Here is a 23,987-nt window from a genome sequence, read left to right as displayed (position 1 = left end):
AAAAAGCCGCCTCGTTTCCGGGGCGGCTTTGGTATGGAGCGGCGAGAAGCCGACGATCAGAAGGCTCGGATGGCGTTGCGTGTGGCAAGAACGTCCTCGGCAACATTGCCCGTCGTTGCCGGAACGGAGCCGACGAGATCCAGGAACTTGTAGAGTTCGGTGGCCTGCGAATTGGTGACGTAGATGATGTCGCGATCCTGCATCGGGAACTTGGTGGCCGCGAAGAAGGTCGACGGATCGCGCAGATTGGCGCGGAAGATGACCGGAACGTCCTGTCCGGGGAACTTGGACGTGTTGATGCCGAGCTTCACGAGAAGATCGCGCTTGACGATACGATAGACATAGACCTGAGCGGGGTCGGCACGGGAATCGAGCAGCCCGCCCGCCTTGCCGAGTGCATCCGAAAGCTTGAGATCGGCATCCTCGAACTCGAAACGCCCATTCAGGCCCGAAGCGCCGAAGGCGAGATAGGTGCGGCGCTCACGCTCCACCATGATTGTGTCGCCCGGAACCACATAGATGTTTTCGGAGGGCGTGCTGACGAGGTGGTTGTAGTTGACGCGCGCAGTCTTGCCGCGGCGGATCAGCGTGACATAGGATTCGATATTCGGGGCGCTGAGGCCCTTGGCATAGGAGATGACGTCGAGAACCCGATCTCCTGCTTCCGAAAGCTGAACCTTGGTCGGCTCCTTGACGTCGCCAAGCACGGAGGCCTGCGCGGAGCGGCTGGAAATCTTGGTGATGAGAACCTGCGGCTCGATGGCGCGGTTGGCGAGACGTTCCTCGATCTCGCTCTGCACATCCTCGACATTGCGGCCCGTGGCGCGAATCTTGCCCGCGTAGGGCACGCTGATATTGCCTTCCCGGTCCACCGTCTGGTTCGGCAGGCTGATGAAGTTGCCGGGGCGGCTGCCCGCGTCGTTCGGGATAAACAGGCCGCCGGCCTGGCTTTCAAAGATCGCGACCTGCACCACATCGCCGACACCCATCGGCAGGGCCGGAACGCCACCCTTGCCGCCGCCGAAACTGCCGAGCAGGGTCGTGGTTGTGGTATCGCCGACGTAATTGAGAACGGCGCTGTTGATATCGAGCAGCGCGTAGTCGACACCTGCGGTTTTCTGTTTGTCCTTGGAGGCAAATTTCACGGAAGCGTTAGATTCTATCGACGCTGCATCGGGCCCGGAAGCCGCTGTAACCGTGCACCCCGCCAGTGCTGCGGAGGCAAGCAGAATCGAAACATTCAATAAACGCATTTGGTCCTCGAAATGAATGCCGTCCGAAAAGCAGAAATAATCCGGACATCGTATAAGTTTTTAAAAATAAGCACTTCATAAATGACACTGGTAAAGAAAATAAAAACCGGCATTACATCCGTTCAGCGGAATCGCATCCCGAGATGTTTACGCCTCCCAATCAGGCATATGCCCAGTTTCAGGCGATGCTTCAAGTTCATCATCGCTCAACTGCGCCGAAAAACTTCGGGTGAGGCACGATGTTTTAATCCCCTGATGGTGTCAGTATTGTTGTGCTTCAATATTCAGTCGGCTGCCATAATCTCTTTGATTACCGCATTGCGCTAGTGCAGTTTTGTCACGCTTGCGCGGTTTCTTTTGCGGTTGATTCAATTGAGTTCTAATCAATTGTTTTATAAATGTTTTTATTAGCTCGTTATGCCCGCTCAGCCAGCGCGAAATTCACGGTATCCGCAAATTCCCGCAGGAAACGCTCGCGCGAGAAGCGCGCGGCATTGTTGATGCAGGCGTTCTTGTCGAAGCGATCGGAATTGTCGACGAACTCCTGTACGGCGGCGCAGATCGCTTCCGGTGTCTGCTCACCGAAATAAAGGCCGGTCGGATGGTTGGAGGCGCCGAGAGGAACGACGGTTTCCAGCACGCCACCCTTGCCATAGGCGATGACCGGTGTGCCGAGCGCCTGGGATTCGACGGGCACGATGCCAAAATCATCTTCTGCCGCAAAGACAAAGGCCTTGGCCTCGGCCATATATTTGTGAAGCTCCTCATTGCCGACGAAACCGAGGATTTCGACGTTCGGCGTGGCGATTTCGCGGATACGTTTCATATCCGGTCCGTCGCCGATGACGACCAGACGTTTGTCCGGCATCTTTGCAAAGGCTTCCACGATAAGGTGCACTTTCTTGTAGGGCACCAGCCGCGACGCCGTGACGAAATAGTCACCCTTGAGGTCGGACGGGGAAAGATGGGACGTATCCACCGGCGGATAGATCACGGTGGAATCGCGGCCATAACACTTGCGCACCCGGTTGCGGATGAATTTGGAGTTGACCGTCATCAGGTCGACGCCGTTGGCGGTGCGGATGTCCCACATGCGGATATAGTGAAGAACGGCGCGCGCGATCCATGAGGCGAAGCCGCGCGTCAATCTGGTTTCCTTGAGATATTGGTGCTGCAGGTCCCAGGCGTAGCGGATGGGGCTATGGATATAGGAGACGTGAAACTGGCCCGGCCCGGTGATGACGCCCTTGGCGACCGCGTAGCTCGAGGAAATCACCAGATCATAGCCGCTCAGATCGAACTGTTCGATGGCGAGCGGCATCAGCGGCAGATAGGAGCGGTATTTTTTTCGGGCGAAGGGCAGTTTCTGGAGGAAGGAGGTGTTGACGGGACGCCCGCCGAGAAACCCCCGGTCCCGCTCGCTCATGAAATCGACGAGGCAATAGAGGTCCGCGTGAGGATAAATTTCAAGAAGGTTGTGAAGCACTTTTTCGGCGCCACCTCTGTCGGTGAGCCAGTCATGCACGATTGCCGTCTTCATAATTTCCCCAATAATTTCAACGTAATAAAAATGAATGTTCCGCCTTGGAGTAAAGTTCGGCGGTGTAGAATATCAGGTCTGTCTGCAGCCTTTAAAAATACGGCTGGCGGTGATGAATAGCGTAACGACTAATAAGAATGTGCTGGTATGTATGTGGTGATCTGATGTTGGTCCGATCTTTAATAGCACTTTGTTCGCAAATGCGAAATATCCAACCTTCTTAATTCCCTTTCTTCCTTTACAGCCTAACGCCTGCCGTCATTCCCGCCGTCCCAGCTGGAAGAGTTGGATTTTTTGGTGCGCTGCATTTTGGGTAAAATCCCCATTTTTCCATCACCTTACAACCTGTTGCCGCCTCCCGCGCAAACCTGCCTCCCGTTTCGCCGATCACGGAAAGTCATCGCCATGCCGCATTGTCATTGACACGGCGACGTATCGAGATATTCTGTTATAAAGATGCATATAACATAATAATGGAACACATAAGAGCTGGGAGCTTGACCATGAGACGTAAACTTGCATTTCTCGCCACTGCCGCTTTGCTGTTGGCACCTAACGTAATGATGGCCGCGGAGAAGGGCGGCGTCATCAATGTCGCGACGATCGGTGAGCCGCCGACACTTGATCCCATGGCGTCTACCGCCGATCTCGTCGGCATCGTCACGCAGCATATTTTCGAAACGCTCTATACCTTTGACAAGGGCTGGAAGGTGACCCCGCTTCTGGCGGAAAGCCTGCCCGAGATCAGTGCTGATGGTAAAACCTACACGATCAAGCTGCGGCAGGGCATCAAGTTCCATGATGGCAGCGACATGACGTCTGAAGATGTCGTCGCCTCGCTTGGCCGCTGGATGAAGATCGCCTCGCGCGGCAAGCAGGCAGCCGGCTTCATCGAGAATATCTCCGCACCGAATGCGGCGACGGTGACGATTACCCTCAAGCAGCCCTATGCGCCGCTGACCTCGCTGCTTGCCTTCAACAATTCGGCGGCGATCATCTTGCCCGCTGAAAAGCAGGCGGAGCCCATGGCGGAATTCATCGGCACCGGTCCCTACATGCTGAAGGAGCGCAAGGCCGACCAGTATATTCAGCTCGTCCGTTTCGACGGCTACAAGTCCCGTGATGGCGAAAGCGACGGTTATGGCGGCGCACGCCATCAATATCTGGATGAAATTCGCTTCGTTCCGGTGCCTGATCCGAATACCCGTGTCGAGGCCGCTGTTTCCGGCCAGTATGATTATGTCGATTCCATTCCGGTCGAATCCTTCGACAAGGTGAAGTCCTCGTCGGCGTCGCAGCCGCTGATGCTGAAACCTTTCGGTTTCCCGGTCTTCGTGTTCAACACCAAGGAGGGACTGTCTTCCAAGCTTGAGGTGCGCAAGGCGGTAACCGAGGCGCTGAACATGGAAGACATGCTGGCAGCCGCTTTCGGCAGCAAGGATTTTTACGCGCTTGACGGCGCCTATTATCCCGACAATTTCTCCTGGCACACGGAAGACGGCGTCGAGGGCAATTACAATGTCGGCAACCCGGAAGCCGCTGCTGAAAAGCTCAAAGCGGCCGGTTATAATGGTGAGCCGCTGCGCATCCTCACCAGCCGCCAATATGAATTCCACTACAAGATGGCGCAGGTCGCCGCGGAATATCTGAAGCTTGCCGGCTTCAAGGTGGATATGCAGGTGGTGGACTGGGCGACGCTGACGCAGCGCCGCGCCGACCCGAAGCTCTGGGACATCTATATCAGCCACAGCCCCTTCCTGCCGGAACCGGCGCTGATGGGCGCGCTGTCCACCAGTTCGCCGGGCTGGTGGGACACGCCGGCGCGCAAGGCGGCGGTTGACGCCTTCACCTCGGAGGCCGATCCGGACAAACGCATCGCGCTCTGGGCCAATGTGCAGAAGACGATCTATGCCGAGCTGCCGCTCCTCAAGATCGGTGACTTCAACGCCGTAGCGGCCAAGTCCAACAAGCTGGAAGGCGTCGATCCGGCTCCGTGGCCCTATTTCTGGAATGCCTCGGTTACGAAGTAAGGCCGGTTTGGCAATCGGGTGCCGGGTACTGCATCCGGCACTCTGTCGCCACGGACCTCCTGTCCTTGCCGCGTCTCACCCCTCATTCCTGTGCTTGTCACAGGAATCCAGCCGACGCGCGTCTGCACGGCGAGAGGAGTCCTTCCAGCCCAAGGACTTGGGCTGGCTAGATTCCTGTGACGAGCACAGGAATGAAGGTGGAGTATAAAGCGGACGTGGGAAGAGACGTTCGATCTTACGACCGTGAGTGCCGGAATTGCCGGCGCTCATCGACAACTCTATTCAACCGTCGCCTGATAGCGGCCCATCACGCGCTTTGGAGCATACATACGTGATACGGTATATTTTCCAGAGACTTGCCGGAATGATCGTGGTGATGTTCCTCGTCGTCACCATCGTTTTCGTCATCCTGCGCGTCACGCCCGGAGATCCGGCTGCGGTGATGCTGGGTCCGGATGCCTCGGCGCAGGACATAACGGAGCTGCGCACCCGGCTCGGTCTCGATCAATCGCTTGGCGTGCAATATGTCTATTATATCGGGCAATTGCTGAAGGGCGATCTCGGCCAGTCGATCTTTCTCAACATGCCGGTTGGCGCAGCACTTCTGGACCGTGCGGAACCGACCTTCTTCCTGACGATCTTTTCGCTGCTGATTGCCAGTGCCATCGCGCTTCCCATAGGCATCTATGCCGCTTACCGGCGCGGTTCCTTCGTGGATCAGGCGGCGACCACCATAGCGATGCTGGCGGCGAGTATTCCAAGCTTCTGGCTCGGCCTCATCCTCATGCAGTTCTTCGCCGTCCGGCTCGATATGTTCCCGGTGTCGGGTTATGGCGGTCCGGGCGCAAGCTTCCTCGAGCGCATGTATCACCTGACCTTGCCGGCAATCGCGCTCGGTCTCGTTTCCTCGGCCCTCATTCTGCGTTTCACCCGCGCCTCGATGCTGGATGTTCTCGGTGACGACTACGTCCGCACTGCCAGAGCCAAGGGCGTCAAGGAGCGCCGGGTGGTGATGAAGCATGCGCTGAAGAATGCGCTCATTCCCATCCTGACCGTACTTGGTCTCACCGCCGCCGTGCTTATTTCCGGCGCGGTGGTGACGGAAACCGTCTTCGGCCTGCCCGGCATCGGCAATCTCGTCGTGTCAGCCGTGTTGAGACGCGATTATCCGGTCATTCAGGGCGCGCTTCTCGTCATCGCCGGGCTTTACGTGCTCATCAATTTTGCCATCGACATGCTCTACCTGCTGGTCGATCCGAGGGTTCGTTACTGATGGCCGATATCACCTCCACCGCCCAGCCGGCGCGCAACCCAACCATCCTGTTCATTCGGCGTCTTTTGAAGCGCAAGACGGTCGCCGCCGGTCTGATCGTGCTGCTCGTCTTCGTGTTGCTCGCCGTTTTCGCACCGATGATCGCGCCTTATTCACCGTCGAAACTGTCGATCGTGAACCGCCTGAAACCGCCGAGCGAACTCTACTGGTTCGGCACCGACGAATTCGGCCGTGACGTCTTTTCCCGCACCATCTTTGCCGGAAGGCTATCGCTTCTGGTGGGGGCCGCCGTGGTGGCGCTCTCGGCGTTGATCGGCATCACGCTCGGCCTGCTTGCCGGTTTCTTCCAGAAGCTGGATACGCCGATCGCGCGGTTGATCGATGCCATGATGGCGTTTCCGGATATTCTGCTGGCCATCGCGCTGGTGGCCGCTCTCGGCCCGTCGCTGACGACTGTCATCATCGCGCTCTCGGTCGTTTATTCGCCGCGCCTTGCCCGCATCGTGCGCGCCTCGACGCTGGTGATCCGCGAATTGCCCTATGTGGAGGCGGCCAAGGCGCTGGGCATTTCCACCTTCCACATCATGACGCGGCATGTGCTGCGCAATCTGATCTCGCCGATCCTCGTGCAATGCACCTTCCTTTTCGCCAGCGCCATGCTGGCCGAGGCCGGCCTGTCGTTTCTGGGGCTTGGTGTCAGCCCCGAAATTCCGACCTGGGGGACCATGATCTCCGCCGGCCGCCAATATATCGGCCAGGCGGACTGGATGACCTATTTCCCCGGCTTTGCCATCATTCTTTCCGTGCTCTCGCTGCAAATGGTCGGCGATGGGCTGCGGGACATGCTCGACCCAAGACTGCGAAGGGATTTGTAATATGACGTCCGGTGAACAGGCGAAAACGCCTCTTCAAGCTCCCATTCTTCTCTCCAATGTGAAACCCGTCGGCTTCGGAAAGGGTGCGCCACAGGCCTCGACCGATATTCTGATCGGCGGCGACGGCAAGATCGCGGCGGTTGGGCCAGCCCTTCAGGCGCCCGCGGATGCGCAGCGCATCGATGCCAAGGGCGCATTCATCTCGCCCGGCTGGGTCGATCTGCATGTGCATATCTGGCATGGCGGCACCGATATCTCCATCCGTCCATCCGAATGCGGGGCCGAGCGCGGCGTCACCACCCTGGTGGATGCCGGTTCGGCGGGAGAAGCGAATTTCCACGGTTTCCGCGAATATATCATCGAGCCCTCGAAGGAACGCATCAAAGCTTTCCTCAATCTCGGCTCCATCGGGCTTGTCGCGTGCAACCGGGTGCCGGAACTGCGCGACATCAAGGATATCGACCTCGACCGCATTCTTGAGTGCTACGCCGAAAACAGCGAACATATCGTTGGCCTCAAGGTGCGGGCGAGCCATGTCATCACCGGCTCCTGGGGTGTTACGCCGGTCAAGCTCGGCAAGAAGATCGCCAAGATCCTGAAAGTGCCGATGATGGTGCATGTGGGTGAACCGCCGGCACTTTACGATGAGGTGCTGGAAATTCTCGGCCCCGGCGATGTCGTGACCCATTGCTTCAACGGCAAGTCGGGCTCCAGCATCATGGAAGATGAGGACCTGTTCAACCTTGCGGAACGCTGCGCGGGGGAAGGCATCCGGCTGGATATCGGCCATGGCGGCGCTTCCTTCTCCTTCAAGGTAGCGGAAGCGGCGATTGCGCGCGGCCTTTTGCCCTTCTCGATCTCCACGGATTTGCACGGCCATTCGATGAATTTCCCCGTCTGGGATCTGGCGACGACCATGTCGAAGCTGCTTTCGGTCGATATGCCCTTCGAAAATGTGGTCGAGGCCGTCACCCGCAATCCCGCCTCCATCATCCGCCTCGACATGGAAAACCGCCTCGATGTCGGCCAGCGCGCCGATTTCACGGTTTTCGATCTTGTCGATGCCGATCTGGAAGCGACGGATTCCAATGGTGACGTGTCGCGTCTGAAGCGCCTGTTCGAGCCGCGTTACGCGGTCATCGGCGCGGAAGCGATCGCCGCCAGCCGTTATATTCCAAGGGCGCGCAAGCTGGTGCGCCACAGCCATGGTTATTCCTGGCGCTGACCCCGACTGGAATGGCGGAGGGCATTGCCTTTCGCCTTCCGCAGACACGACGGCATACCCGTCCCGGCATTATGAGGAATTCGCGTGAAACAGTCTTCGCTTGATGCCGAAGGGCATCTTTCGCCCTATGACCGGCTTGCCGCGCTCGGCATCTCCCTGCCGCCGCCGCCGCCGCCGATTGCCAATTTCGTCACCCATGTGGTGGAAGGCAACATGCTTTACCTTTCAGGGCAGGGCCCGAGGGAGGAAAACGGCCATCTTTACGCCGGCAAGGTGGGCGCGGAAATCGGGCTGGAAGAGGCCTATAACCATGCGCGCCTCACCGGCATCAATCTGCTTGCCGTCATGCACGAGGCGCTGGGGGATCTGTCGCGGGTGAAGAAGGTGGTGAAACTGCTGGGCATGGTCAATGCCGTCAGCGATTTCCGCGATCATCCGAGCGTCATCAACGGCTGCTCCGATCTCTTCATCGACGTGTTCGGCGATGCCGGGCAGCATGCCCGTTCCGCCGTGGGTTTCGGCTCATTGCCGGGCAATATCACCGTCGAGATCGAAGCGATCGTCGCGCTCAAGGGGTGAGGCTATTTAATGGTTGCGCCAGCCCATCAGCTTTTCGATCCGCTCCGCCGAGACCCTGACCTGTTCGGTGTAGTGGTTCTCGTCCGCAAGAACCTTCTGCTCCGGCAGAACGATGGAAATCGTCGCAACGCATTCGCCTCTGTTATCGCAGATCGGCGAGGCAATGCAGGCCACGGCGTAATCGGATTCGGCAACCTGTATCGACAACCGGTCATGGAAGGCGGTCGCCGCCGATTGCGACAGTGTTTCCGGATTGATCTCCGCGCGACCGGTCGGCGAAGAGCGGGCGCAGCGCCGGAAAAGTTCGAGACGCTCCGCTTCCGGCAGGTGGCCGACCAGCAGGCGGCCGGACGCGGTCCAGTTCAAGGGAACACGGGTGCCGACGCGCGAGGCAACCTGAAAATGGCTCGGCCCATCGGCCATGGCCAGCACAAGCATATGGTCGCCGTCACGACCGCAAAGCTGCACGGTTTCGCCGGCGTGGCGGCAAAGATCATGCATTTCATGCGTGGCGACACCCATGAAATCCAGCGAGCGGGCATAAGCAAGGCCGTAATGGTAAAGCCGCGCCCCGAGCCAGATGTTGCCATCGGCATTGCGGGCCAGCATGTTCTTTTCTACGAGATCGTCGATGATCACATAGACCGTGGAAAGCGGCGCCCTGACTGCCTTGGCAATCGCGTAAGCGCCGGCCGGCGATCCGGTTTCGTAGAGATAATCAATCACCTGAAGAGCGCGGTCGATGCCGCTGACGCGCGAGCGCTTGGCCCCCTTCGCGTCCGGGTTTTCCGCTGCGTCGGACGGGGCGGTTGAAGGCATTTCGTCCAGTCTGTGGGCGTCCAATTTCCGGCTCCTCATGAATTTTGAGAAGCTATTACATTATTATGGCATATATGTCGATGCCCATCGCATCGCAAAGACAGGAGAAAGACATGACCGAGGATATCAGAAGCAGGATCGGCCTTCGCCCGGTCATCAACGTCTCGGGCACCATGACATCGCTCGGCGCTTCCATCGTCGTTCCGGAAGCGGTTGAAGCCATGGCGGCGATCCTGCCGCAATTTGTCGAGATCAACGATCTGCAGCGCAAGGCAAGCGCGGTGATCGCAAGGCTGACGGGCGGTGAGGCCGGTTTCATCACGGCCTCCTGCTCCTCCGGCATCAGCCTTGCGGTGGCGGGTGCGATCACCGGCAACAATCTTCTGGCCATCGAAAAGCTGCCCGATGTGACGCCGGAAAAGAACGAGGTTCTGGTGCAGATGGGGCATGTGGTGAGCTATGGCGCACCGGTGGACCAGGCGATCCGGCTTGGCGGCGGCAAGGTGGTGCTGGTCGGGCAGGCGACGTCCACTCACCGTTTTCACATGGAAAACGCAATCACCGACAAGACGGCGGCGGCGGTTTATGTCATCTCGCACCATGTGGTCGATTACGGCCTGCTGCATCTTTCCGAATTTGTCGAGATCGCCCATGCCAAGGGTGTGCCTGTCATCGTCGATGCCGCTTCCGAATATGATCTGAAGCTGTTTCTGGCGACGGGTGCGGATGTCGTGCTCTATTCCGGCCACAAGTTCCTCGGCGGCCCCACCTCCGGCATCGTGGCCGGCAAAAAGGAGTTGGTGCGCAACGCCTTCCTGCAGAATATGGGCATCGGCCGCGGCATGAAGGTCGGCAAGGAGAGCATCTACGGCGTCATGGCGGCGCTGGAAGCCTGGGAAAAGCGCGACCATGCCGGCATCCGTGAGCGTGAGACCGGCTATCTCAATCTCTGGAAGGAAACGCTGGATGGCCGCCCCGGCGTGACAGCGCTGATCGAGCCTGATCCGACCAATAACCCGCTCGACAGGCTGCGCGTTATCATCAATGCCGAGGAAGCGCATATCACCGCCTGGGACCTGACGACGGCGTTGGCCAGGGGCAATCCTCCGATCATCACCCGCGACCACGAGGTGGAGCATCGCTATTTCTATCTCGACCCCTGCAACCTTCACCCCGGCCAGGAAACCATCGTGGCGTCGCGTCTGGCGGAGGAACTGGACAAGGCGCGCGCCTCCAACGAGGTGATTGCAACTCCGTTCGACGACCGCAGCCGCCACCGCTTCGACGGCATGCTGCGCTGGCCGGACTAGTAACGACTGCATATGGAACGAGCGGATGCCGCGAGTTTCTTCTCCCCGAGGGGGAGAAGGTCGCGGCAGCGGGATGAGGGGGCGACGTCAGCGATATTCGGAGAGCTTGCCCCCTCATCCGACCCTTCGGGCCACCTTCTCCCCGGCGGGGAGAAGAAATTTGAAGCAGTTCAAACGAGAAGAAAAGAAGGGAACGATCATGACCATGCCGCAGGCCGCACCCCTTGGTGCCAATGAGCCGGTGCTTTCCGTCCGCAATCTCACCACGTCCTTTCACGTGGATGGCGGCTGGAAACCCGTTGTGCGTGATATTTCCTTCGATGTCGGGCCGGGCGAGACGGTCGCGATCGTTGGTGAAAGCGGATCGGGCAAAAGCGTCACCTCGCTCTCCATCATGCGGCTGCTGGATCGTGACAGCAGCAGGGTTCAGGGCGAAATCCTGCTCGGCGGACGGAACCTGCTGTCCCTTTCCGAAGATGCCATGCGGCAGGTGCGCGGCAACGATGTCGCCATGATCTTTCAGGAGCCGATGACCAGCCTCAATCCGCTGTTCACCATCGGTGACCAGATTTCCGAAGCCTTGCTGTGCCATCAGCCCATGTCGAAAGCCGAGGCGCGGGCAGAGACGATCCGTCTCTTGGAAAAGGTCCGTATTCCCTCAGCCGCATCGCGTTTCGACGAGTATCCGCATCGCTTTTCCGGCGGCATGCGCCAGCGCGTGATGATCGCCATGGCGCTTGCCTCGCGGCCGAAACTGCTGATTGCCGATGAGCCGACAACGGCGCTCGACGTCACCATTCAGGGCCAGATTCTCGACCTCATCAAGACGCTGCAGGAAGAGGAGGGCACGTCGGTTCTGTTCATCACCCATGATATGGGCGTGGTGGCTGAGATCGCCGACCGTACCGTCGTCATGTATCGCGGCGAGCAGGTGGAAGTCGGCGCGACGGCCGATATTTTCCATCGCGGCAAACATCCCTACACCCGGGCGCTTTTGTCCGCCGTTCCGGTTCTGGGTTCCATGACGGGTGAGGAAAGACCGCTCCGGTTTCCCATCGTCAACACCACCACGGGGCAAACGCAGCAGCCGGCGCGCCCGGGCGATACCGTCGATGCGAGCGCCCAGCCGGTGCTGAAAGTGGAAGGGCTGACCAAGCGCTTCGACATTCACTCCGGCCTTTTGGGACGGCTCAGCGGCCGCGTGCATGCGGTGGAAAATGTGTCCTTTGATCTGCGAGCCGGCGAAACATTGTCCTTGGTCGGCGAAAGCGGTTGCGGAAAATCGACAACGGGACGTGCGATCATGCGGCTGATCGAGCCGGATGCCGGTTCGGTGGTGGTCAATGGCGAGAATATTCTCGCTCTCGACAAATCAGGCATGCGCGAGATGCGCAAGACGGTGCAGATGATCTTTCAGGACCCCTTCGCCTCGCTCAATCCACGCATGACGGTGGGAGCGGCGATTGCCGAACCCTTTCTGGAGCACCGCATGGGAAGCGCCCGCGAGGCGAAGGACGTGGTGGCCGACATGCTGAAAAAGGTCGGTCTCTCGCCCGATATGGCGGCGCGTTACCCCCACGAGTTCTCGGGCGGCCAGCGCCAGCGCATCTGCATCGCCCGCGCGCTTGCGCTTCAGCCGAAGGTTATTGTCGCCGATGAGAGCGTTTCGGCGCTTGATGTTTCGATCAAGGCGCAGGTTATCAACCTGATGCTGGATCTGCAGCAAAGCCTCGATCTCGCCTTCCTGTTCATCAGCCATGACATGGCGGTGGTGGAGCGAGTCAGCCACCGGGTAGCGGTGATGTATCTCGGCGAAATCGTTGAAATCGGCCCACGTGCGGCGGTGTTTGACAATCCGCAGCATGATTACACCCGCAAGCTGATGGCCGCCGTGCCGGTGCCAGACCCGGACCGCAGAAATACCCGGCGAAATGCCGCGAATGACGAGCTGAAAAGCCCGATCCGCGCGGTCGATTACGTGGTGAAACCGCGTGAGTACCGCGAGGTCTCGCCCGGCCACCTTGTCGCCTGCTAAAGCAGGTTAAAGACCCGGTACGTCGGACGTCGCGAAAGGCACGCGGTAACCACGCTGAAATGTTTCGCGCCGTCCGAGCTGGCGATACCATTGTTGTACTGCCGGAAAATCTTCGAGGTCGATTTTGTGACGCGCGAAACGCGAGACCCATGGCCAGATGGCGATATCGGCTATGGAAAAGTCACTGGCGATGAATTCCCGGCCCGTCAGTCGCTCGTTCAATGTGCGGTAGAGGCGCTCCACATCCGAGGCGAAACGCGTCTCGGCAAAGGGCGCCTGTCCGGCATTATAGGTCAGGAAATAATGGGCGTAACCGAGTGTGGGGCCAAAGTTCGCGGCCTGCCACATCAGCCATTCGGTGACGGTCAGTCGCGCAGCCGTGGAGGCTGGCAGAAGCCGCCCGGCCTTTTCGGCGAGATAGATCAGGATCGCATTCGATTCCGTCAGGATGGTGCCGTTATCGCGATCAACGATCGCGGGGATTTTAGAGCCGGGATTGATGCGGGTATAATCGGCTGAGAATTGCTCGCCTTTTTCGATGTCGATGGCGTGGCTGACATAGGGCAGGCCGAGTTCTTCCAGCGCAATCGAGATTTTCAGGCCGTTGGGGGTGATCCAAGTATAGAGGTCGATCATGCTAATCGAACATCGCCTCGTCTAACGGCAAAGCCCGCCTGCCTTTCTTGCCGGTCACGTCGGAAAGATCCGTATAAAGACCTCGTAATGTCAGAACCAGCTGGACGATGCGCGGATCGGTGACACGGTAGATCACCTGTTTGCCTTCCCGCGAGCCTTCGATGACACCGGCGTCACGCAATTCGGCAAGCTGCTGGGAAAGCGTCGGTTGCTGGATGCCGAGCTCATATTCAAGTGCTGAAACGGAGGCTTCCGTTTCCATGAGATAACAGACGATGGCCAGGCGATTGGCATTGGCGACAAGCTTCAAAAGCTCGCTCGCCTCCACCACGCTGCGGCAGATGAGATTGGAAACCGGTTTCGTCACGACTACAGGCCCATTTTTCAAACTATAAAAAAGTAAATTGTATCGCGATAAATTTCAATGGCTTGATTAATTCCTGTTTGACCAGATCAAGCATTTTTTAAAATCTACAGGATTAGTAGATTTCTCTTTCGCTTTCCGGACAAGGATAGCCAAAACGTTCCTCGAAAACATTCTATAAAAAAGTAGATTGATTGCGAAATGAGGTGTCGACATGAAAATCGGGGTCCATCCCAACAATCTGCATTTGCGGCTCGCCCGGCTCTGGCCCGGCGCCTTTGATGAATTCGATCCGGAATTTGTGCCCTATCGCGAAGGGCGCGATACGGCAGCGCTTCTGGAAAAAGGCGACATTCATTTCGGCGGCACAGGTTCGACGCCGCCCATTGAGGCGGATGCGCGCGGGCTTTCTGCAGCCTATATCGCGGCCTCTGCGCCGAGGCCAGCAAACGGCGCGATCCTCGTGCGGCGGGATAGCCCGATCCGCTCTGCGGCCAATCTTGCCGGAAAACGCATATCGCTGATCGACGGGTCTTTTCATACCTATCTTCTGGCGCGCAGTCTGGAAGGGGCCGGGCTTGGTCTTGCGGATGTGACCCGCATCGAAAGCGGCGACAGCGACAGCCTGCGCGACCTCGTGGAAGGCCGCGTCGATGCCTGGGTGACGATGTCGCCACGGCTCGAAAAAGCCCTGACCCATGAAGAGATCAGCCTTCTGGTCCGTTGCGGCTCCACCATTCCCAACCGCTCGCTGTTCTGGACGCTTGCGCGTCACACTGTAGCACTGGAAAGACGCGAGGCGATTGCCGCCGAACTGGACCGTGTCGGCCGGGCCGTCATGGCGGATATAGACAGGGCCGCAGCCCTTCTTGCCGCCGAGCCGGGCAGCGAAGGCGACGCGCAGTCATGGGCAAAGGTGCTGCGCTCGCGCGATCTTTCGGTGGTGCCCGCCACTGAGAATATCCTTGCCGAACAGCAGGAGGAGGCCGATACGCTTTACAGGCACGGCCATTTCTCTTTACCGGTTCTGACGGGGCAATCAGCCAGCGCGGGAGACGACAGATGAATGTTTTCTGGTACATGTGCGCGCCCGATGGCGCTTATCCCTGGCAACCGGAAGGATCCCGCAAGGTCGATCTCGGTTATTACAAGCAGCTGGCGCTTGCCTATGACCAGCTTGGTTACACCGGTGCGTTGTTTGCCACCGGTGCGCATGACGTCTGGGTTCTGGCAGGCGCGCTGCTTTCCTATACCGAGCGGCTGAAGTTTCTGGTCGCCATTCATCCTGGCCTTGTCGCGCCGACGCTGCTCGCCAAGATGGCGGCGACGCTTCAGGAGTTTTCGCGCGGACGTCTGCTGATCAATGTCGTCTCGGGCGATGCGAAGATGCTCGGCGCTTACGGCATGACCATGCCGCATGACGAACGTTACGATATGGCGGATGAATATCTGCAGATCTGGCACCGTCTTTTTGCCGGGGAGACGGTCGATTTCAAGGGGCGGCATTTCCAGACCGAAGGCGCAAAGTTGGCGCTGCCGGTGGGGCAGGGCATAGAGCCGCCACCGCTATGGTTCGGCGGCTCTTCGGACAAGGCCATCGACGTTGCGGCCAAACATGTCGAGACCTATCTTTCCTGGGGCGAAACGCCAGACCAGATCGGTGCGAAGGTCGATCTCGTCAAGGCGCGGGCGGAGAAACTCGGCCGCGAGCTGGAATACGGTATTCGGCTTTATGTCATCGTCCGCGATACCGATGAAGAGGCATGGGCCGCCGCAGCCGATCTCTACGGGCGTATGGATGAGCGCGCCATTGCCGCCAACCAGCGTTTCGTCGGCAAGACGGATTCCGTCGGCCAGCAGCGCATGACGGCGATGCATGGCGGGCAGAAGCCGGAGAACCTGCGCGATCTCGAAATCGCGCCCAATCTCTGGGCCGGTATCGGTCTTGTCCGGCCGGGACCGGGCACCGCGATTGTCGGCTCGCCCGATACCGTCATCCGCACGCTGGAGGCCTATAAAAAGGCGGGCGTGAATACCTTTATTCTGTCCGGCATGCCATTGCTGGAAGAAGCATTCCGCTTCGGGGAAAAGGTTCTTCCGCGTCTTGATGTATCGCGGGAAGTCTCGTCGGCGAAACAATTCACATGGTCGACCTTGTTCGACCGCGACCTCTCGGCAAAGGCATCGTAAGCATGGCCTTCCGGGAGTGGAGAAAAAAGACATGACGGCAAGTCCGGCAACAACAATTGCACAACGGCGCATCGGCCCCCAACGCGTAGCCGAGCGGGTGCTTGCCGTGCTGGACAAGGCGCTCGGTGCTGTCGCCGCCGCAATCCTTGCCACGCTTCTCGTGGTGGTGCTGGTCAATGTCACCCTGCGTTATCTGTTTCACACCGGCTTTATCGGCGCGGAAGACCTCGGCATCTGGCTGCATGTGGCGATGATCGCGGTCGGCGCGCCGCTCAGTCTCAAAACCGCGCTCGCCATGCGCCTCGATGTTTTCGTGCGGTTTCTGCCTGAGCGTTTTCACGCCGCGACCGAAGTTCTGGCGGATGCATTTTCCTTCGTCGCGGCGCTCATCCTCGCCTTCGGCGGGGTTGAAATCGCGGCAATGCTGGGCGGCACCTCTCCGACGCTCGGCTTGCCGGAATGGGTACGCTTCGGCTTTCTCGGCGCTGGCGGCGCGCTGATCCTTCTCTATCTCGCGCTTCAGCGTGTCAGTGAAGGCAAGGCGCTTGCCGTTCTCGCGTCTCTAGCCATCGCCATCGTGGCCTATGTCGGCCTGCCGGAAGTTTTCGTCGATACGACACTGCCGCCAAGCCTGTTTCTGGCGCTGACGGCGGCGTTGGGGCTGGTGCTGGCGGCACCGCTTGCCCATGCCTTCCTCGCTGCGGCGTACGTGGCGATCGCCTTCGGCAGCACCTTGCCCGAGCCGGCCATCGTGTCCTCGACCGTGACCGGCATGTCGAAATTCCTGCTGCTCGCCATCCCCTTCTTCCTGCTCGCCGGAAGCCTGCTGACGGAATCGGGCGTCGCCAACCAGCTGGTTCGGTTTGCCGCCTCCATGGTCGGCCACAGGCGGGCGGGGCTGGCGCAGACGACGCTGTTGACCAGCGTGCTGTTTTCCGGCGCCTCAGGTTCCTCTGTCGCCAACGCCGCCTTCGGCGCTTCCACCTTCCAGCCGGAGCTCGTCAAGCACGGCTATCCACCGGCGCAGGCGGGTGCGATCATTGCCGCCACCTCGGTGCTCGACAACGTCATCCCGCCCTCCATCGCTTTTTTGATCCTTGCCACAGCCACCAATCTTTCGGTCGGCTCGCTGCTGGTCGGCGGCTTCTTTGCCGGCGGGCTGATGGCGATCTGCCTTGCGGTGGCGATTCATTTGAGCGTGCGCAGCGTCGATACCCTGCCGCGCGCTACGGGAGTTGAGCGCTGGCGCTCCGCCATCGCCGCCATACCCGCCTTTGGCCTCGGCGTCATCGTGGTGGTCGGCATCCGCATCGGCATTGTCACCACCACGGAGGCGGCAGCACTTGCGGCGCTCTACACGCTGCTTCTCGGCTTCGGTTACCGGCTGGGCGCTGGGCGCATTTTCGTGACCTTCCGGCAATCGGCGGGTGAGGCGGCGGCCATCGGCCTGCTGATCGGCACGGCGGGTCCCTTCGCCTTCCTGCTGGCGGTCGACAATGTCTCCGGCCTCGTCACTGACTTCGTGACGTTGCTCGGCGGCAGCAAGATCGCGGTGCTTCTGCTCTCTAACCTCATCCTGCTCGCGGTCGGTCTGGTGCTGGATATCGGTGCTGCCATCCTGCTGTTCGGGCCAATCCTGCTGCCCGCCGCCGTGGCGGCCGGCATCGATCCGATCCATTTCGGCGTCATCCTTGTGGTCAATCTGATGATCCACGGCCTGACGCCGCCGCTCGGCATGCTGATCTTCGTGGTCAGCGGCGTCACGCGCATTCCGGCGACGGCGCTTTTTCGGGCTGTTGTTCCCTATCTCGTCTCCCTTCTCGTTTCCCTCGCCATTTTGTGCGTCTGGGCGATTTTCTTCTAAATCCGGGGTTTTATTCATGACTATTATCGATCGGCGCAATCTCCTCAAATTCTCCGCCATTGGCGCGGCGACGCTTGCCGCACCGGCCTTCGTTCGCACCGCAAATGCCAAAACCCGCAGCCTCACCGTTGCGTCTCTTTTTGCCGACGACAAGCCGGAAACGAAGATCTGGGTGAAGATCAGCGAGCTGGTGGAGGCGAAACTGCCCGGCCGTTTCCGCTTCAACATCGTCAAGAGCGGCGCGCTCGGTGGCGAAAAAGAAGTGGCGGAAAACATCCGTCTGGGATCGGTTCAGGCGAGCCTCTCCACGGTTTCCTCGCTTTCCGGCTGGGTTCCGGAACTGCAGATCCTCGACCTGCCCTTCCTGTTCCGCGATGCCGCCCATGTGCGCAAGGTGGTGACGGGCGAGACTGGCAACGACTTGAAGACGAAGCTCGGCGCGCAGCAATTCGTCGCCGTGGATTTCATCAATTACGGCGCGCGTCATCTTCTGACCAAGGAACCGGTGACCAAGCCGGCTGAGCTCGAAGGCAAGAAAATCCGCGTCATCCAGAGCCCGCTGCACACCAAGCTGTGGAGCGCCTTCGGCACCACGCCGGTCGGTATTCCAATTACCGAAACCTATAATGCGCTGGCGACCGGCGTGGCTGACGCCATGGACCTTACCAAATCCGCCTATGCCGGCTTCAAGCTTTATGAGGTCGTGCCTTATATGACCGAGACCGGCCATATCTGGGCCTCGGGCGTCGTCTATTATGGCGCGACCTTCTGGAACCAGCTGGATGATGAGGAAAAGAAAGTTCTTTCGGAAGCCTCCAGCGAAGGCGCGCAATATTTCAACCAGCTGATCGTTGAAGACGAGACGAAGTCCGTAGAGCTTGCGCTCTCCAAGGGCGGCAAGGTGCTGCAGCCGGAAGCGCTGGATGAATGGCGCAAGGGTGCTCAGGGCGTCTGGCAGGATTTCGCCGGTGTCGTCGGCGGTATCGACAGGATCGAGGCGATCCAGTCCGCCTGAGGATCAGCACTTCCAAATTGGAGAACCCCGCGCGTCGATCGGCGCACGGGGTTTTTGTTGCGCAAGATCAGTGCGAAGCGCCTGAACCGCCGACGGCGACGATAGAATAGGGCTGGCCTTCCACCGCAAGCGTGCGGGTTTCCTTCAGGCTTTCCGCATCCACCACGCGGATGAGTGAATGGCGCGGATCGGAGATCGCGACCTGCCCATCGGCAACGGCCAGACGCGGGCGCGGATCACGCCAATGGCCGTCCTTGCTGTAGGGCTGGGTGACCTTTGCCTTGCGGGTAATCGCGCCTTCCAGCACATCAAGCACATGCAGGTCACCGTCTTCCGTCAGAATATGGGCGTTGCGCGGATTGGCGGGATCGAGGATGAAATCCACGCGCCGGGTCGGCAGCTCCACCAGACGGAAGGCGTCCTTGCTATCAGGATCGATCAGGACGACCTTGTCCTCACCGTAATTGCCGAGGAAGAACTGCATGGATTTGTCGCCAAGCAGTGTGCCGGTATAGGCTTTCGGGAAATCCTCGGGATAGGTCAGCATTTCAAGCTTCGGACCATCGGTGCCGCCCGGGCGGGCAACGAGAATGCCTTCCTTGCAGCCGAAGGCGACAAGCCGTGCGGATGTCGCCTCGCCATGCAGATCGGTGCATGCCGCCTGTTCGCCAACCTGCTTGCCCTCCCTGTCGAGAACGCGCAGCCCTATGCGTGGCGGCAGCGCATCGGGTTTTGTTTCGACCTCGGTATTCGGCACGGAAACCAGAACGTAACGCCCCATCGTCACCGCCACACCATGATGCGGTGCAGTCGTGTCGACGGTGCGGACCTTGGCCTTGCCGTCAAGCAATGCTCCCTCGTCGATTATCTCAGCCTTGCCGCCACGGTCATAAAAGAGGATCGCATGGTCATCATGCGGCACGACGTGGAAAGGGCGCTTGCCTTCGAAGGTGACGGGCAGAAGCGCGGCATCCTCCACATTCAGATCGCGATGCTCACCGTGATCGGAAAAAACGATGCCGGTCTTGATTACATGCACCATGTCGGCATCCGATTGCGTCGCGAAAACCGTCATGCCGGAGGCGCTGGCGGTCAGCGCCGCATAGCCTTTGAGATCATAGCGCCCAAGTTCCTTGCCGGTTTCGAAATCGATTGCGCGCACCACCGGCTGGCTGTGATCGGCGACGAATAGCCGCCATTCCTTGATGCTGTCACTGCTTTCTTCTGCCAGCGCCATGCCTGGAATGAGCGGCGTGGCAAGTGCAAGGCATGTGGCGAGTGCGCTCATGCCGAAATGGTGATGAAGGGAAAATCTCATGGTGTTCCTTCCAGACGTTGTCATCCTCTTGCGGGTTCGAACCGATAGCGGGTCTTTGAGAATGATTGTAATGTTATTACGTTACGAAAGACGTATTAGCATTATGCACAGGGTCCATGTCAACCGACGTGGACGCCGTGCTGCTGAAAATCTGGAAAGTGTATATCGGTGAAGCGTTGAAGCGTCGGGGCTTCCGTGAAAGGCCGCAAACGCGACGTCATCCTCGGGCTTCACCCGGGGATGACGGAAGCGGAGGTTCCGGCGCTGAAGGCAGGCGCATTGCCGCGCCTGCCTTTCAGTGATTAGCGAATGTCTTCCGGCAGAACGTCCGAAGGAATGTTCTGATAAGAAACCGGGCGCATGAAGCGGCGGATCGACATGGTGCCGACCGAAGTTGCGCCGAAGTTCGTCGACGCCGGGTAGGGGCCGCCGTGAACCATGGCTTCGGAGACTTCAACGCCGGTCGGGAAGCCGTTGGCGAGAACGCGGCCCGCCTTGCGTTCCAGGATCGGCAGCAGCTTGCGGCCGAGTTCGGCGTCGCCGGCATCCAGATGCAGGGTTGCCGTCAGCTGGCCTTCGAAGCTCTTGGCGACTTCGATCATTTCTTCCGTGCTTTCGACCGTGACGATCAGGCCGAGCGGTCCAAAGACTTCTTCTGCGAGTGCATGGTTGGCAACCCAGTCCTTGCCGGCAACACGGTAGAGATAAGGTGTTGCATTGCGCAGGTTGCAGGAGGTGGTCAACACGTCGCGCACGCCGTTGCCGGCAGCGATGCGGTCGCGGCCATCACGATAGGCCGAAGCGATGCCATCGGTCAGCATGACCTGCGGGCCGACTTCGGAAAGAGCAGCACGCGCGGTTTCCGCGACCGTGTCTGCCTGCGAGGCAAGAACGACGGCAATGCCCGGATTGGTGCAGAACTGGCCGGCACCCATGGTGAGCGAACCCGCCCAGCCCTTGGCGATGGCTTCACCGCGAGCGGAAACGGCTTCCGGCAGCAGGAACATCGGGTTGACCGAACCGAGTTCGCCGAAGAAAGGGATCGGCTCGGGGCGCTGGGCGCAGAGGTCGAACAGCGCGCGGCCGCCGGCGAGCGAACCGGTGAAGCCGACTGCCTTGATGCGCGGATGCTGGACGAGCGCGGAGCCGACATCGCGGCGGCCGCCCTGGATCAGCGAGAAGACGCCGGGATGCAGATTGTGCTTCTTGACGGCGGCGAGAACGGCTTCGGCAACGATTTCGCCGGTGCCGGGATGGGCGGAGTGGCCCTTGACGACCACCGGGCAGCCGGCCGCCAGAGCCGCTGCGGTATCACCACCGGCGGTGGAGAAAGCGAGCGGGAAGTTGGAGGCGCCGAAGACCGCAACGGGGCCGATCGGGCGCTGCATGAGGCGGATATCCGGGCGCGGCAGCGGCTGGCGATCCGGCAGCGCTTCGTCATGGCGACGGTCGAGATAATCGCCCTTACGGATATGCGAAGCGAAAAGGCGCAGCTGGCCAACGGTGCGGCCGCGTTCGCCCTGCAGGCGTCCTGCGGGCAGGCCGGTTTCGGACGAGCCGATTTCGGTGATGGCGTCGGCGCGGGCTTCGATCTCATCGGCGATGGTGTCGAGGAATGCGGCGCGCTCTTCGCGGGTGGTATAACCGTAGCTCCAGAAGGCTTCTTCGGCTGCTTCTGCGGCCTTGTTCACCAGATCGACGGTGCCGACCGAAAAATCGAAAGCTTCGCCATGTGCAGGCTCGCTGCGGAATTTTGCTTCCGTTGCGACCCATTCTCCTGCAACCAGATGTTTGCCGTGCGGCTTGAAACTCATTGTGCTCTTCCCTGAAAATCTGATCCTGTGTGGAAAATCCACCCGACACCGTGACGCCAGACCGAAAAGCGACAGCGCAAACGCCATCAGCCGCGATCCTCGCCCGGTTGCCTTCTGCCTTAGCCCGTGTGGGGCTTGAGCGAAAGCCGGTTTTTCAACTATCTGACCGAAAAGTGTGATTAATTGGGCGAGGCGTGAAAAAGACCCGCTTCCGTTTACGCACACGGCGCTTTATTGTGACGCCATGATGACAAATAGACTTCCGAAATATGTCGCCTGGTCGGTTCTGCTGCTGATCGTGATCGTTACAATCTGCCCGATCGGATTTCGGCCGCATACGCTGACGACGGTTGGCATAGACCGCGCTGCCGCCTTCGCTTTCTGCTCTGCCGCCTTCGTGCTCGCCTATCCGCGTTATTGGCTGGCGATCATTATGGCGGGCGTTGTCGCGGCTTTCGGCATCGAGGCGCTGCAATTTCTGTCTCCGACACGTCATCCGCAGCTGACGGATGCCGCCGTGAAAGCCGCCGGAGCAGTTGCCGGTGGACTTGCAACCTTCTCCTATCTCTTTTTCCGGGCGCGGTTGACCGCAGGCTGATGGGCCGTCCGCGGTCAATTCTCCTGTTCAGCCTTTGCCGTTCGCAAGACCGAAACGGCTGTGCGACAGCGTGCGCTCGATGCCGCGCAGTTCCGCCAGCCCCTTCAGCCGGCCAATGGCGGGATAACCGGGTTGCGCGCCGCGCGTCAGGTCGTCGAGAATTTCCTGGCCGTGGTCAGGGCGCATTGGAATGGTGTGGTCTTCTCGGCCCTCCGACCGGCGGCGCGCCTCTTCGGTGACGAGTGCGGCGATGACGGCGACCATGTCGGTTCCGCCTTCCAGATGTTCGTCTTCGAAGAAGGAGCAGGGCACGGTGTCCGTGTCGCGCGTCACGTTGCGCAGATGCACGAAATGGATGCGGTCGGCAAAACGGCTGGCGATGAAGGGCAGGTCGTTATCCGCCCGCGCGCCGAGAGAGCCGGTGCAGAGCGTCACGCCATTGGCGCGGCTATCGACCTTTGAGAGCATATGGGCATAGTCGGCCTCGGTGGAGAGGATACGCGGCAGGCCGAGCAGCGGCCACGGCGGATCATCGCCATGGGCGCAGATGTTGATACCGACTTCTTCGGCAACGGGCGTCACCTCGGAGAGAAAGTCGATGAGGTTCTGCTTTAGCCTTTCGCGGTTAATGCCGTGATAGGAGCGCAGCTTTTCCAGAAGCTGGGCAAGCGTATAACCATCCGCCGAGCCCGGCAGACCCGCGCCGATATTACGCCCGAGCGCTGCGATTTTTGTATCCGGCATCTCAGTGAAGCGTTTTGCTGCCTCTTCCTCCAGCCAGTCCGGATAATCGGCCGTTGCGTCCGGGCGCTTCAGGATGTGAATGTCGAAGGCGGCGAAATCGGTAAGATCGAAGCGCATCGCCTTCGCGCCGTGTCTGGTTTCCCAGCGCAGGTCGGTGCGGGTCCAGTCCAGCACGGGCATGAAATTGTAGCAGACAGTGCGGATGCCGGAGGCGGAAAGGCGGCGCAGCGTCTCCTGCCAGTTGGATATGTGGGTTTTCCAATCGCCGGTCTGGGTCTTGATATCCTCGGAAACGGGCACGCTTTCCACCACGTCCCAATAAAGACCGCCGGCCTTGATGGCCTCATGCCGCTTGGCGATCTCGTCCACCGGCCAGACATCGCCGGTGGCGATGTGGTGCAGCGCACTGACAATGCCTTCCGCCCCCGCCTGAGCCGCATCCTGAACCGTGACCTTGTCGACCGGGCCGAACCAGCGCCATGTATGTCTCATCTTAAATCCTCAA

General features: G+C 59.8%; 20 protein-coding genes. 12 read left to right on the top strand and 8 right to left on the bottom strand.

Features of this window, described 5'->3' with window-relative positions; all coding sequences use genetic code 11:
* Window positions 1–56 precede the first annotated feature (56 nt).
* Both WDZ78_RS00525 and WDZ78_RS00520 read right to left on the bottom strand, forming a co-directional pair.
* Window positions 57–1,253, bottom strand: a complete 1,197-nt coding sequence (locus tag WDZ78_RS00525) for a polysaccharide biosynthesis/export family protein (RefSeq protein ID WP_020011828.1) — start codon at window positions 1,251–1,253, stop codon at window positions 57–59.
* 415 nt (window positions 1,254–1,668) lie between these two features.
* Window positions 1,669–2,793 carry a glycosyltransferase family 4 protein gene (locus tag WDZ78_RS00520; protein ID WP_020011827.1) on the bottom strand — a complete coding sequence of 375 codons (1,125 nt, stop codon included), beginning with the start codon at window positions 2,791–2,793 and terminating at the stop codon, window positions 1,669–1,671.
* Window positions 2,794–3,296: 503 nt separating this feature from the next.
* Here WDZ78_RS00520 and WDZ78_RS00515 point away from each other — a divergent pair.
* From WDZ78_RS00515 to WDZ78_RS00495, 5 genes are all read left to right on the top strand, one after another.
* Window positions 3,297–4,823: an ABC transporter substrate-binding protein gene (locus WDZ78_RS00515; RefSeq protein WP_425672017.1), complete on the top strand. Its 1,527-nt coding sequence runs from the start codon at window positions 3,297–3,299 to the stop codon at window positions 4,821–4,823.
* Between the two features lie 331 nt (window positions 4,824–5,154).
* On the top strand, window positions 5,155–6,096 hold the full coding sequence (locus WDZ78_RS00510) for an ABC transporter permease (RefSeq protein WP_035243569.1): 942 nt from the start codon (window positions 5,155–5,157) through the stop codon (window positions 6,094–6,096).
* On the top strand, window positions 6,096–6,971 hold the full coding sequence (locus WDZ78_RS00505) for an ABC transporter permease (RefSeq protein ID WP_020011824.1): 876 nt from the start codon (window positions 6,096–6,098) through the stop codon (window positions 6,969–6,971). Before WDZ78_RS00510 ends, WDZ78_RS00505 begins: the two co-directional genes overlap by 1 nt.
* 1 nt (window position 6,972) lies before the next feature.
* Window positions 6,973–8,196 carry an amidohydrolase/deacetylase family metallohydrolase gene (locus WDZ78_RS00500; RefSeq protein WP_425672016.1) on the top strand — a complete coding sequence of 408 codons (1,224 nt, stop codon included), beginning with the start codon at window positions 6,973–6,975 and terminating at the stop codon, window positions 8,194–8,196.
* Between the two features lie 84 nt (window positions 8,197–8,280).
* A complete protein-coding gene (locus WDZ78_RS00495) occupies window positions 8,281–8,775 on the top strand; it encodes a RidA family protein (RefSeq protein WP_020011822.1) in 495 nt (164 codons plus the stop codon).
* Window positions 8,776–8,781: 6 nt separating this feature from the next.
* Here WDZ78_RS00495 and WDZ78_RS00490 read toward each other — a convergent pair whose 3' ends face one another.
* Window positions 8,782–9,594 (bottom strand): IclR family transcriptional regulator, encoded by an 813-nt coding sequence (locus WDZ78_RS00490; protein ID WP_425672385.1) that lies wholly within the window; start codon window positions 9,592–9,594, stop codon window positions 8,782–8,784.
* Between the two features lie 113 nt (window positions 9,595–9,707).
* Here WDZ78_RS00490 and WDZ78_RS00485 point away from each other — a divergent pair, with 113 nt between their 5' ends.
* Complete coding sequence (locus WDZ78_RS00485) at window positions 9,708–10,904, top strand: aminotransferase class V-fold PLP-dependent enzyme (protein ID WP_425672015.1); 1,197 nt, start codon at window positions 9,708–9,710, stop codon at window positions 10,902–10,904.
* Window positions 10,905–11,103: 199 nt separating this feature from the next.
* The gene (locus WDZ78_RS00480) at window positions 11,104–12,939 is read left to right on the top strand and encodes a dipeptide ABC transporter ATP-binding protein (protein WP_425672384.1); all 1,836 of its coding nucleotides are present in this window, start codon (window positions 11,104–11,106) and stop codon (window positions 12,937–12,939) included.
* Window positions 12,940–12,945: 6 nt separating this feature from the next.
* On the opposite strand, the gene WDZ78_RS00475 is transcribed toward WDZ78_RS00480, so the two are convergent.
* Together WDZ78_RS00475 and WDZ78_RS00470 are read right to left on the bottom strand one after the other, a co-directional pair.
* Window positions 12,946–13,575, bottom strand: a complete 630-nt coding sequence (locus tag WDZ78_RS00475; protein ID WP_425672014.1) for a glutathione S-transferase family protein — start codon at window positions 13,573–13,575, stop codon at window positions 12,946–12,948.
* Window position 13,576: 1 nt separating this feature from the next.
* On the bottom strand, window positions 13,577–13,942 hold the full coding sequence (locus tag WDZ78_RS00470; protein WP_003500789.1) for an ArsR/SmtB family transcription factor: 366 nt from the start codon (window positions 13,940–13,942) through the stop codon (window positions 13,577–13,579).
* 211 nt (window positions 13,943–14,153) lie between these two features.
* Here WDZ78_RS00470 and WDZ78_RS00465 point away from each other — a divergent pair, with 211 nt between their 5' ends.
* The 4 genes from WDZ78_RS00465 to WDZ78_RS00450 are packed head-to-tail and all read left to right on the top strand — an operon-like array spanning window position 14,154 to window position 19,008.
* Complete coding sequence (locus WDZ78_RS00465; RefSeq protein WP_425672013.1) at window positions 14,154–15,005, top strand: ABC transporter substrate-binding protein; 852 nt, start codon at window positions 14,154–14,156, stop codon at window positions 15,003–15,005.
* A complete protein-coding gene (locus tag WDZ78_RS00460) occupies window positions 15,002–16,129 on the top strand; it encodes an LLM class flavin-dependent oxidoreductase (RefSeq protein WP_020011816.1) in 1,128 nt (375 codons plus the stop codon). Before WDZ78_RS00465 ends, WDZ78_RS00460 begins: the two co-directional genes overlap by 4 nt.
* A 31-nt stretch (window positions 16,130–16,160) precedes the next feature.
* Window positions 16,161–17,993, top strand: coding sequence for a TRAP transporter large permease subunit (locus WDZ78_RS00455; protein WP_425672012.1), 1,833 nt, complete (start codon window positions 16,161–16,163; stop codon window positions 17,991–17,993).
* Between the two features lie 16 nt (window positions 17,994–18,009).
* Entirely contained in the window at window positions 18,010–19,008 is a 999-nt protein-coding gene (locus tag WDZ78_RS00450; RefSeq protein WP_425672011.1) for a TRAP transporter substrate-binding protein, read from the top strand.
* Window positions 19,009–19,075: 67 nt separating this feature from the next.
* Here the strand turns inward: WDZ78_RS00450 and aztD are convergent, their stop codons facing one another.
* On the bottom strand, window positions 19,076–20,326 hold the full coding sequence (gene aztD / locus WDZ78_RS00445; protein ID WP_425672010.1) for a zinc metallochaperone AztD: 1,251 nt from the start codon (window positions 20,324–20,326) through the stop codon (window positions 19,076–19,078).
* Window positions 20,327–20,628: 302 nt separating this feature from the next.
* On the bottom strand, window positions 20,629–22,140 hold the full coding sequence (locus tag WDZ78_RS00440) for an aldehyde dehydrogenase (NADP(+)) (RefSeq protein WP_020011811.1): 1,512 nt from the start codon (window positions 22,138–22,140) through the stop codon (window positions 20,629–20,631).
* A 244-nt stretch (window positions 22,141–22,384) separates the two neighbouring features.
* On the opposite strand from WDZ78_RS00440, the gene WDZ78_RS00435 reads away from it, so the two are divergent.
* Complete coding sequence (locus WDZ78_RS00435) at window positions 22,385–22,738, top strand: hypothetical protein (RefSeq protein ID WP_060724974.1); 354 nt, start codon at window positions 22,385–22,387, stop codon at window positions 22,736–22,738.
* Window positions 22,739–22,765: 27 nt separating this feature from the next.
* Here the strand turns inward: WDZ78_RS00435 and uxuA are convergent, their stop codons facing one another.
* A complete protein-coding gene (uxuA, locus tag WDZ78_RS00430; RefSeq protein WP_020011809.1) occupies window positions 22,766–23,974 on the bottom strand; it encodes a mannonate dehydratase in 1,209 nt (402 codons plus the stop codon).
* Window positions 23,975–23,987: the final 13 nt, after the last annotated feature.

Source organism: Agrobacterium sp. M50-1 (assembly GCF_049843495.1).
Lineage (GTDB): Bacteria > Pseudomonadota > Alphaproteobacteria > Rhizobiales > Rhizobiaceae > Agrobacterium > Agrobacterium radiobacter.
Note: the sequence above shows the minus strand (reverse complement) of the source record. Positions and strands in the feature narration are given on the sequence as shown.

Excerpts from the sequence above, each read along its gene's own strand:
- WDZ78_RS00525 (WP_020011828.1), bottom strand. The coding sequence starts at position 1,253 with ATGCGTTTATTGAATGTTTCGATTCTGCTTGCCTCCGCAGCACTGGCG.
- WDZ78_RS00520 (WP_020011827.1), bottom strand. The coding sequence starts at position 2,793 with ATGAAGACGGCAATCGTGCATGACTGGCTCACCGACAGAGGTGGCGCC.
- WDZ78_RS00515 (WP_425672017.1), top strand. The coding sequence starts at position 3,297 with ATGAGACGTAAACTTGCATTTCTCGCCACTGCCGCTTTGCTGTTGGCA.
- WDZ78_RS00505 (WP_020011824.1), top strand. The coding sequence starts at position 6,096 with ATGGCCGATATCACCTCCACCGCCCAGCCGGCGCGCAACCCAACCATC.
- WDZ78_RS00500 (WP_425672016.1), top strand. The coding sequence starts at position 6,973 with ATGACGTCCGGTGAACAGGCGAAAACGCCTCTTCAAGCTCCCATTCTT.
- WDZ78_RS00490 (WP_425672385.1), bottom strand. The coding sequence starts at position 9,594 with ATGCCTTCAACCGCCCCGTCCGACGCAGCGGAAAACCCGGACGCGAAG.
- WDZ78_RS00485 (WP_425672015.1), top strand. The coding sequence starts at position 9,708 with ATGACCGAGGATATCAGAAGCAGGATCGGCCTTCGCCCGGTCATCAAC.
- WDZ78_RS00480 (WP_425672384.1), top strand. The coding sequence starts at position 11,104 with ATGACCATGCCGCAGGCCGCACCCCTTGGTGCCAATGAGCCGGTGCTT.
- WDZ78_RS00475 (WP_425672014.1), bottom strand. The coding sequence starts at position 13,575 with ATGATCGACCTCTATACTTGGATCACCCCCAACGGCCTGAAAATCTCG.
- WDZ78_RS00465 (WP_425672013.1), top strand. The coding sequence starts at position 14,154 with ATGAAAATCGGGGTCCATCCCAACAATCTGCATTTGCGGCTCGCCCGG.
- WDZ78_RS00460 (WP_020011816.1), top strand. The coding sequence starts at position 15,002 with ATGAATGTTTTCTGGTACATGTGCGCGCCCGATGGCGCTTATCCCTGG.
- WDZ78_RS00455 (WP_425672012.1), top strand. The coding sequence starts at position 16,161 with ATGACGGCAAGTCCGGCAACAACAATTGCACAACGGCGCATCGGCCCC.
- WDZ78_RS00450 (WP_425672011.1), top strand. The coding sequence starts at position 18,010 with ATGACTATTATCGATCGGCGCAATCTCCTCAAATTCTCCGCCATTGGC.
- aztD (WP_425672010.1), bottom strand. The coding sequence starts at position 20,326 with ATGAGATTTTCCCTTCATCACCATTTCGGCATGAGCGCACTCGCCACA.
- WDZ78_RS00440 (WP_020011811.1), bottom strand. The coding sequence starts at position 22,140 with ATGAGTTTCAAGCCGCACGGCAAACATCTGGTTGCAGGAGAATGGGTC.
- WDZ78_RS00435 (WP_060724974.1), top strand. The coding sequence starts at position 22,385 with ATGATGACAAATAGACTTCCGAAATATGTCGCCTGGTCGGTTCTGCTG.
- uxuA (WP_020011809.1), bottom strand. The coding sequence starts at position 23,974 with ATGAGACATACATGGCGCTGGTTCGGCCCGGTCGACAAGGTCACGGTT.